The sequence below is a fragment of the Inquilinus sp. genome, from assembly GCF_057815775.1.
The window spans coordinates 1-8,361 of the sequence record NZ_JBYRFX010000179.1; the positions used below are offsets into that span (position 1 = coordinate 1).

The following is an 8,361-nucleotide window of genomic DNA, read 5'->3' on the forward strand; positions in this document are numbered from 1 at the left end:
TGCCGTCATAGCCTTTCAGGAATGTGACATCGAAACGGCTTCCCGTCATCGTCGCGGAAGTTCGAGCCGCTGCGGCAGCGCCTGGCCGATCGCTATCACCTGATCGCGCCCGACTTTCCGGGCTTCGGATATTCCGATGCGCCGTCGCGCGAACAGTTCGCCTACACCTTCGACCACAGGCCTGGCTGCGCCGGGACAAGCCGCGCAGCCTGCTGGTCTGGGGCCGCTACGACCCGTCGTCCTTCGCGGTGGCGGAGTGCGATGCCTTCAAGGCCGACGTGCCCGAGGCGGAGGTGCATGTGCTCGACGCCGGCCATTTCGCCCTCGACGAGGCCGCCGACCAGATCGCCGGCCTGATGCGAACCTTCCTGGGGTGAGAGCGAAGGTCGACCGATCGGAAGGTCCGGCTCAGGCGGCCAGCAGGTCGGCGAGGTCCAACAGGCTCGCCGCCTGCAGGTCGAAGCGCGGGTCGGCGGCGGTGTCGACCCGCCCGTCCGGCCCCGCCTCCAGCGGGCGGGGGATGAAGGCGGTGCGGAAGCCCTGGGCCTTGGCCCCCTGCAGGTCGAGCTTGTGGCAGGCGACCATCATGATCTCGTCCGGCCGCAGGCCGAGATACCGGGGTGCAAGCTGGTAGACCCGCGGATCGGGCTTCACCGCCTGCGCCAGTTCGGCGGTCAGGATCACATCCCAGGGCAGGTCCCTGTGCTTGGCCAGCTTCACCATATCGGCCATATCGGCGTTGGACAGAGTGGCCAGGGTATAGCCACGCTTCAGACGCTGCAGCCCCGGCACCGTGTCGGGCCACGGCTCCACGCGTTGCCAGACGGCGTTGATCTCCGCCAATTCGTCGTCGCTGAGGCCCTGGATGCCGCGCTGCCGCACGACATCGTCCAGCGCCTCGCGGCGAAGCGACGCGAAGCTTTGCCAGGGCCGCTGGCCGTCGCGCACGGCGGCGAAGCCCGGCGGAAACAATCCATGCCAACCGGTCGCCAGCGCGGCCCAGTCGATATCCAGCCCCTTGCTGCGATTGAGGACCTGACCCTCGCGGGTGATGGTGCCCCAATAATCGGTGCAGGTGCCGTAGACGTCGAACACCAGCGCCTTGATCCCGGAGGCGTCGTATCCCCGGGCCAGCGCCGGCCGCTTTGCCCCGGACACGATACCGCCCAGCGCCAGGACGGCTCCGGCCGCCAGCAGCCCCCGCCGTGACGGTCCTGTGGGGTCGGAAGCGATGCGATCGTTGACCTTCACCGCAATGGCCACGGGCCGGCATCCCGTCGTTTGCGCCGGGTCAGCCAGCGCTCATGCCGGAGATTGCGCCCCCGCTGGGATAGCCCGAAGGTCATATATCCGACCTTTCGGGCCATGCGCCGCAAGACCGGCAGAATGCGCCACGGGATTGAATTCGCCGGATCGCGGTAGATATCACTGACATGAAAATGGTCTTCCTCGCGGCGGCCATCGCCCTCTCCATCGGGGCCGCGGCACCGCCCGCCAGCGCACAATGCATCACCGACCCGAACGCCATCGGCTCGCCATGCCTGCCGGGGCAAGGATCGCCGCCGATCCAGGCGGGCCGGCCGAAGATTCAGCCGTCTCCCAACACCTTGGTGCAGCCGCGGCCATCGCTCTCCTCCCAGGGGCTGCAGCCGCGCGCGCCGCAGATCCAGACGCCCGCGGTGCAGCCGTTGCCGCGCATGCCGGCGATCACGTCGAAACCACGGCCGTAGCGCCGACCAAGACGGCCGCCCGGATCAGATCAGGGCGAAGCGGCGGCGTGCGGCGGCCACCCTCTGCACGCCTGCGCGGACCATCAGGAACGTTCCGGACCAACTGCCCCAGATGCTCCAGCGGTCCTCGATCTCCATTCCGTCGGGACTCAGCCGTCCCTCATAGGCGACGGAATGGTCATAGCCACCGCTGCCGTCATAGCCTTTCAGGAATGTGACATCGAAACGGCTTCCCGTCATCGTCGCGGATGTTCGAGCCGCTGCTGTAGCGCCTGGCCGATGGCTATCACCTGATCGCACCCGACTTTCCGGGCTTCGGATATTCCGATGCGCCGCCGCGCGAGCAGTTCGCCTACACCTTCGACCACAGGCTTGGCTGCGCCGGGACAAGCCGCGCAGCCTGCTGGTCTGGGGCCGCTACGACCCGTCCTTCGCGGTGGCGGAGTGCGACGCCTTCAAGGCCGACGTGCCCGAGGCGAAGGTGCATATGCTCGACGCCGGCCATTTCGCCCTCGACGAAGCCCCCGACCAGATCGCAGGCCTGATGCGGGCCTTCCTGGGGTGAGCGCGGCCGTCCGTCGTGGCGACGCGCCATGCGTCGCCATGATCTCGATCGATCCCGGCTAAAGCAGGAAGTCGGCCGCCACCAGCGCCGTGGCTGAGTGTACGGTGATCGCCATGTCGGCGACCTTGTCGCCGTTGACGTCGGCCAGGACGGTGTAGATTCCGGCCCCGGCCCCTTGGACGATCACCTCATGGCCGGAGCCGGAGAACACGCCGCCCGGTGTGAAGGTGAAAGCGGTGTTGCCATTGGCGCCATTGCCGTCGGCGTCGATCGGCCGCAGGTCGATCTTGTCGCCCTCGGCATGCGAGAAGTCGGTGATGGTGTCGCGGCCCGCGGCGGCCACGGTGCTTTCACTCACGGCACGGTACAGGAAGTAGTCGTTTGCCCGGCCGCCCGTCAGAGTGTCCGAGGAGAGGCCTCCATACAAAACATTTGTCTGCGCATTGCCCGTAAATTTATCGGCGAACGCTGATCCATAGACATTCTCGATACTGAAATAGGTGTCATGCTCGAATGAAAAAACTCCTCCGACCCCCGTCAGAAGATTAACAGTAGCCCCAGTCTTTAGTTCTGTAGTTTCATAATACACCCAGTCGACCCCATCGCCTCCATTGAACGAATCGCTACCCTCTCCATTGAGCAATCGATCATTGCCATCGCCGCCACTCAGGACATCACCGTTTGACGGGGATGGGCCGGCTAGGTTGAGTCTCAGGCTACCCCAAAGCACGTCATCCCCGGCGCCTCCCGAGATCCAATTGGTATTTCCGTCTCCCGTTATTCTGTCGTCGAAATCCGATCCAATAACTCCAAGAGCTCCACTAAACGTATCCCCAGTCGCATACCCGCCAACAGCCGTATGTCTCAACAGATTTATATCCACAGCGGCTGTTGAGTTCTCGTACGAAATCCTGTCGCTTCCATCACTGGCAAATTCATTACCGAACATCTGGTCTTTGCCGGCACCGGCTATGAACACATCACTTCCGGCACCACCGTCCATGCTGGAGCCTCCGGAACCAGCGACCAGGATGTCGCTGCCGTTACCGCCATTGAGGCTATCAAGGCCAGGGCCGGTTCCTCCCTCCAACCTGTCATCACCGTTGCCGCCGTCCAGCGTGTCGGAACCGTCGCCGCCGCGCAGGATGTCCCCGCCATCTCCTCCGGAGAGCGCGTCGTCCCCCGCTCCACCGAGGACGGTGTCATTTCCATCGCCGGCCTCGACGCGGTCGTTGCCGATGCTGCCGTCGATTTTGTCGTCGCCGCCGCGCCCCAACAGCAAGTCATCTCCACCGAAGCCAATGATCGTGTCTGCGTCGGGCGTGCCATCGAGCAAGTCCGCGACAGGCGTTCCGTTGATCGTCGCCATAGCGCCTCCTCCCCTGCAATTGGTGTCTGAAATCCGAATTCGATTCACACAGGGAAGTATGGCGCTGGTGCGGCGCCGGCGCACCAGCCCAGGGTCGGGGTCGTCGGCAGGTCCGGAGCCCCTGCTGATCCCATTTCGGATACCCGTGACCGTCCTGCGACCCGCCGCATCTTGCGAAAAGACTCGACTCCTCACGCTGGCGAGGACTAGAACAAAAATAGAACATCACTGACCGAGGAACGCGTCATGGTTGCTCGATTTGACCCTCGCGATGCGGGCCCACCGCTGGCCGCCCAACCCAGCAGCTATCCCCGCAACCATACGGAGATCTTCGACCGGCTGACGGGCCGGGTCCTGGGCCATTGGGATCCGACCACGCAGACGGTTGAGGATCTCGACCTGCTGCTCGACGCGCTGTACCTCGCGCGCCAGGCCGGCGGCGAAGACGGCTGCCCCGACATCCATTGCCTGCCCTCGATCCATATCCCTGCGGCATTCGAGAGCCAGGTCGACGCCATGGATTACCGCGGCATGTGCATGGTCGCCGGCGGCGTGGAGCGCTTCGTCCATATCGACAAACTCCGGCGCCGGAGCGGGAGAGAATGGCCGGAGCATTGAGCCGTGATCGATCCCCTCTACTCATCTCCCGTTTTCGTCGACCCGGGTTGGGAGCATTATTGCGAGCATGCCGGTTGCGGGAATTGGGGCGATTTCGGGCATACCAGGAATGGCCGTATCGAATGGTTCTGCAAGACGCATGATCCATATGACGGCCTGGGGTGCCGGTCGCCGAAATGGTGGGCAGCAAATACCGTCGAAGCGGCACCGCCCTCGCAATCGCCAAGCTCTCGGTCGGGGCGTGAGCGCAGCGTGTCGGCAGCGGCCGCACCGCTGGCGTGGTGAACGGCTCCTCGGCGCGGCGCCAAGCCTCCACGGCATAGGGGCATGCTGCGGGCTGCTCCGCCTCTTCTGCTTCTCGGCCTGACCAAAACCCACATGAACAGACCCGCCCCATCGCTGGGGCGGGTCTGGCCGGACCGGTCTTGGGGTCCGGTCGAACTCAATGCTTCAGGGCGTCGCGGACGGCGTCCTTGGCCTTGCCGACTTCCGTCTGCACTTCACCTTCGGCCTTCTTCATCTTGCCTTCGGACTGAAGCTTGTCGCTGCCGATCACCTTGCCGGTCGCATCTTTCACGGCGCCCTCAACCTTTTTGGCGGTGCCTTCAACGCGATCCTTATCCATGACGGCTCTCCTGTGGCGGTTGTGTACTCAGGCAACAGGGCCAGCGCCGTCATGGTTCCGAAGAGCGGCCATTGCCCTTCCAGAACGAGCCCGCCTTGCGAAACCGTAAGTGGACGCGAAACGCCGCCACGGGCAGGAAAGGGTCAGGTGCCGTCCGTCAACAGCCGGCGCCGGCGCCCGGCCCGGGCCGCTCGCCCCCTCGCCCCCTGCCCGGGCAGGGCCGGGCCCACGCCCGGGCCGGGCCCCTCATGAAGAACCACCGCCAATTCAGGTTCGACAGGAATCACGCCGGGTGTCTATTTCCCTATGTCGCGTGACGGGCAGCCCAATCCTGGCGCCGCCCCGTCCCTGCTGGCCGCTTTTTGGACAGCACCTCGGAAGGCGATCTTGCGCCAGGGGCAAAGCTCGCTGCAACGTCCCGGCGGCCCCCTCACCGCTCCCGCCGCAACCGCCAGCTGCGCAGTTCGAACGGCTCCAGGTCGTGGACCCGGTCGCGCTCGGCCGGCTCCTCCAGCAGCGTCACGGCTTCGGCCAGCCGCCAGCCTTCGGGCGGCGTGATGGCGAGGGAGCCCCGGGCCCCGGCCGGCTCGTACAGCCGCAGCACCAGATCCTCACCCTCCTCCGCCGGCTTCAGGGCCGCGAGCCCGGCAGCGACGCCGGCGACCGTCAGCGGGGCGTACAGCCCGGTCGCCAGCGGCCGCGGCGCCGTCACTGCCAGCAGCGGCTGGTTCAGATCCTCCGCCGCCTCGCGCACGCCGCCCTCATGCCAGTCGCCCCCATGCGGCAGGATCGCATAGGTGAAGCTGTGCCGGCCTTCATCCGCCAGCGGATCGGGGTGGAACGGCGCGCGCAGCAGGCTGAGGCCGAGCACGTTGCCCAGCGCGCTGTGGCCGTACCGGCCGTCATTGAGCAGGGCGACGCCGAAGCCCGGCTCCGACAGGTCGGCGAAGCGGTGGCCCGGCACCTCGAACTTCGCCTGGTCCCAGGAGGTGTTGCGGTGGGTCGGCCGCCGCACCACGCCGAAGGCGCATTCGAAACTCGCCGTCTCCGCCCGCACCGCGACCGGCACCAGGGCGCGCAGCAGCACCCGCCGGTCGTGCCAGTCCAGTTCGGTGTGGATGTCGAGGCACGGGGAATTGGCCCACAGGGTCAGGGTCTGGGTGATGGTCGAATCGCGGAAGCACCGGACCAGACGCAACGCGGCGCGATGCAGCCCGGCCTCGACCAGTTCGGCCGAATCCAGACCGGTCAGCTCGACGCCCTGCTTGATGGTATCCGCCTCCATCTCCCAGGCATCCCAGCTGCGCGGCTTGTCGGCCGGGTAGAGCCAGAGCTGGTTGCCGCGCCCGGCCAGCGCGTCGCGCCCTGTCGGCTTGTGGAGCAGCCGGGCGATGGTGCCGTCCGCCGCGATCTCGGCCCGCAGGACCCGGTTCTCGAGCACGCCGCCCGCAGCCGACCAGGTGGCGGACAGCCCCGGGGCCGGCGCCAGCGTTGCCGGGTCGAGCACGACGACGCCGAGCGGCGGCACCACCCGGTCCGGCGCCACGGCCAGCCCGTCGAGCACCAGCCGCAGCGGCCGGGGTGACAGATCGGGGTTCACCACGACAAGCGCCCCGGCGGTGTCGCCGGCCGGCAGCACCGCGGCCAGGGCCTGCAGCGCCGCCGCCTGCCGGGCCAGGCCGGCGTCGCGCGCCGCCGCCAGTTCCCGCTCCGCATCCTCATAGACCTCGCGGATGCTGGAGCCGGGCAGGATGTCGTGGAACTGGTTCTTCAGCAGCCCGCGCCACGCCGGTTCCAGGCTGCCGAAATGCGGCGCGCCGAGCAGCGTCGCCAGGCTGCCCGCCGCCTCCGCCGCGATCAGCGCCCGCTCCGCCTGGCGGTGCAGGCGCTTGGTGCGGCCCTGGCTGGTCAGGGTGGCGCGGTGCAGTTCGAAATAGATCTCGCCGAGCCAGACCGGCAGCTCCGCCACCGCCACCCGCTCGCGGATGCGGGCGTAGAAATCATCGACCCGCACCGGGCGCAGCGCCGGCAGCGCCGGGAAACCGGCCAGCTGGGCCTGGCGCTCCAGCATCTCCGGCGTCACCCCGCCGCCACCGTCGCCGAAGCCGATGGCGAGCAGGCTTTCGTCATGGCCGGTCTTGCCGCGGAAGTTCCGCCAGGTCGGCAGCACGCAATCGGCCCGGATGGTGCCGTTGTAGTTTTCGATCGGGTTGTCGAAGGTGTGGGCCAGGATCCGGCTGCCGTCGAGGCCTTCCCACTGGAACAGGTCGTAGGGGAAGCGGTTGGTCTCCGACCAGTTCACCTTGGTGGTGAAGAAGCTGTCGATGCCGGCCTGGCGCAGCAGCTGCGGCAGCACGGCGGAGAATCCGAAGCAATCGGGCAGCCAGCATACGGTGTGGCGCTGTCCGAACTCGCGTTCGAAATAGCGCTGGCCGTACAGGATCTGGCGCACCAGGCTTTCACCGGTCGGCATGTTGGTGTCCGGCTCGACCCACATCCCGCCAATGGTCTCCCACCGCCCGTCCGCCACCCGGTCCTGGATGGCGGCGAACAGCGCCGGGTCGTCCTCCTCGATCTGGGCGTAATAGGCCGCGGTCGACTGATTGAAGACGAAATCCGGGAACTGCTCCATCAGCCGCAGTGCGGTGTGGAAGGTGCGGCGCGCCTTGCGCCGTGTCTCGGCATAGGGCCACAGCCAGGCCAGGTCGATATGGGCGTGGCCGGTGATCGCCAGCCGGCCCTGCGGCGGGAAGCGGTCCTGCAGCGCCCGCAGCGCCGCCACCAGACCGTCATGCGCGGCGACCACGCTGGCCCGTTCCGCCTCGGTCAGCGCCGGCGGCCGGCCATCGACCTCGGGCAGGCGCCAGATCCGCTGCTGCTGCGGCATCGGCGCGGTGCGGGCCAAGTAGCCCGATGTGGCCGACGGCCACTCCAGCGACCACAGCGCCGCCTCGGCCGCCGCCACCAGATGCGGCACCACCTCATGCTCCGCCAGCGCCTGCGCCGTCTCCCACACCTGGCGCAGCAGCAGCGCCAAGCGATGCACCGCCCCGTCGATCCAGACCAGCCGGGCCTCGGCAAGGCGCGGCTGCGGCACCGGCTCGCCGAAGGGCAGCCGGGCGACGCTTTCGGTCTCGATCCGGAAGCGGCGGGCCCGCAGCGGGAATTCGCGGTGGTTCGGGTCGAGGCCGAAACGCGTGGCGCCGACGCCTCCTCCTGCAGGGTCAGCAGGCTTTCGCCGCCGACATCGAGGCGCAGCCGGGTCTCGTCCAGCGGCCAGGCCGCCGGCACCGTGGCCTCCGCCGCCAGCGTCACCACGCCCTCGCGATGCGGCCAGGAATCGCCGAGCGACAGCGGCCGGCCGTCGAAGCGCCATTGCGGGATCGGCAGCGCCTCGCGCTCGCGCCAGCACAGGATCTCTTCGATGCGGGCATCGAGGCGCTGCAGGCGCTGG

The 8,361-nt window shown here is 67.8% G+C and carries 9 protein-coding genes and 1 pseudogene; 5 read left to right on the top strand and 5 right to left on the bottom strand.

Annotation, left to right across the window (positions count from 1 at the left end; genetic code table 11):
- Positions 1–48: 48 nt before the first annotated feature.
- Positions 49–162 (top strand): annotated as a pseudogene (locus AC3XYG_RS06360) (alpha/beta fold hydrolase); the annotation flags it as partial.
- A gap of 86 nt (positions 163–248) precedes the next feature.
- Positions 249–377 (top strand): hypothetical protein, encoded by a 129-nt coding sequence (locus AC3XYG_RS06365; protein WP_489138970.1) that lies wholly within the window; start codon positions 249–251, stop codon positions 375–377.
- A 31-nt stretch (positions 378–408) separates the two neighbouring features.
- Here AC3XYG_RS06365 and AC3XYG_RS06370 read toward each other — a convergent pair whose 3' ends face one another.
- Positions 409–1,263: a haloacid dehalogenase type II gene (locus AC3XYG_RS06370; protein ID WP_489138971.1), complete on the bottom strand. Its 855-nt coding sequence runs from the start codon at positions 1,261–1,263 to the stop codon at positions 409–411.
- Between the two features lie 176 nt (positions 1,264–1,439).
- Between AC3XYG_RS06370 and AC3XYG_RS06375 the strand changes: the two genes are divergently transcribed.
- Positions 1,440–1,730: a hypothetical protein gene (locus AC3XYG_RS06375; RefSeq protein ID WP_489138972.1), complete on the top strand. Its 291-nt coding sequence runs from the start codon at positions 1,440–1,442 to the stop codon at positions 1,728–1,730.
- A 24-nt stretch (positions 1,731–1,754) separates the two neighbouring features.
- On the opposite strand, the gene AC3XYG_RS06380 is transcribed toward AC3XYG_RS06375, so the two are convergent.
- Positions 1,755–1,970, bottom strand: a complete 216-nt coding sequence (locus AC3XYG_RS06380) for a hypothetical protein (protein ID WP_489138973.1) — start codon at positions 1,968–1,970, stop codon at positions 1,755–1,757.
- On the opposite strand from AC3XYG_RS06380, the gene AC3XYG_RS06385 reads away from it, so the two are divergent.
- Positions 1,945–2,295 (top strand): alpha/beta fold hydrolase, encoded by a 351-nt coding sequence (locus tag AC3XYG_RS06385; protein WP_489138974.1) that lies wholly within the window; start codon positions 1,945–1,947, stop codon positions 2,293–2,295. The genes AC3XYG_RS06380 and AC3XYG_RS06385 overlap by 26 nt on opposite strands.
- 58 nt (positions 2,296–2,353) lie before the next feature.
- On the opposite strand, the gene AC3XYG_RS06390 is transcribed toward AC3XYG_RS06385, so the two are convergent.
- A complete protein-coding gene (locus AC3XYG_RS06390; RefSeq protein ID WP_489138975.1) occupies positions 2,354–3,664 on the bottom strand; it encodes a calcium-binding protein in 1,311 nt (436 codons plus the stop codon).
- A 246-nt stretch (positions 3,665–3,910) separates the two neighbouring features.
- Between AC3XYG_RS06390 and AC3XYG_RS06395 the strand changes: the two genes are divergently transcribed.
- Entirely contained in the window at positions 3,911–4,282 is a 372-nt protein-coding gene (locus tag AC3XYG_RS06395) for a hypothetical protein (protein WP_489138976.1), read from the top strand.
- A gap of 442 nt (positions 4,283–4,724) precedes the next feature.
- On the opposite strand, the gene AC3XYG_RS06400 is transcribed toward AC3XYG_RS06395, so the two are convergent.
- Entirely contained in the window at positions 4,725–4,907 is a 183-nt protein-coding gene (locus tag AC3XYG_RS06400; protein WP_489138977.1) for a CsbD family protein, read from the bottom strand.
- Between the two features lie 430 nt (positions 4,908–5,337).
- A complete protein-coding gene (locus tag AC3XYG_RS06405) occupies positions 5,338–8,004 on the bottom strand; it encodes an alpha-mannosidase (protein ID WP_489138978.1) in 2,667 nt (888 codons plus the stop codon).
- Between the last annotated feature and the right edge of the window lie 357 nt (positions 8,005–8,361).

Bases quoted from the DNA above. Each gene is read 5' to 3' on its own strand.
- AC3XYG_RS06375 (WP_489138972.1), top strand. From the start codon at position 1,440: ATGGTCTTCCTCGCGGCGGCCATCGCCCTCTCCATCGGGGCCGCGGCA.
- AC3XYG_RS06380 (WP_489138973.1), bottom strand. From the start codon at position 1,970: ATGACGGGAAGCCGTTTCGATGTCACATTCCTGAAAGGCTATGACGGC.
- AC3XYG_RS06390 (WP_489138975.1), bottom strand. From the start codon at position 3,664: ATGGCGACGATCAACGGAACGCCTGTCGCGGACTTGCTCGATGGCACG.
- AC3XYG_RS06395 (WP_489138976.1), top strand. From the start codon at position 3,911: ATGGTTGCTCGATTTGACCCTCGCGATGCGGGCCCACCGCTGGCCGCC.
- AC3XYG_RS06400 (WP_489138977.1), bottom strand. From the start codon at position 4,907: ATGGATAAGGATCGCGTTGAAGGCACCGCCAAAAAGGTTGAGGGCGCC.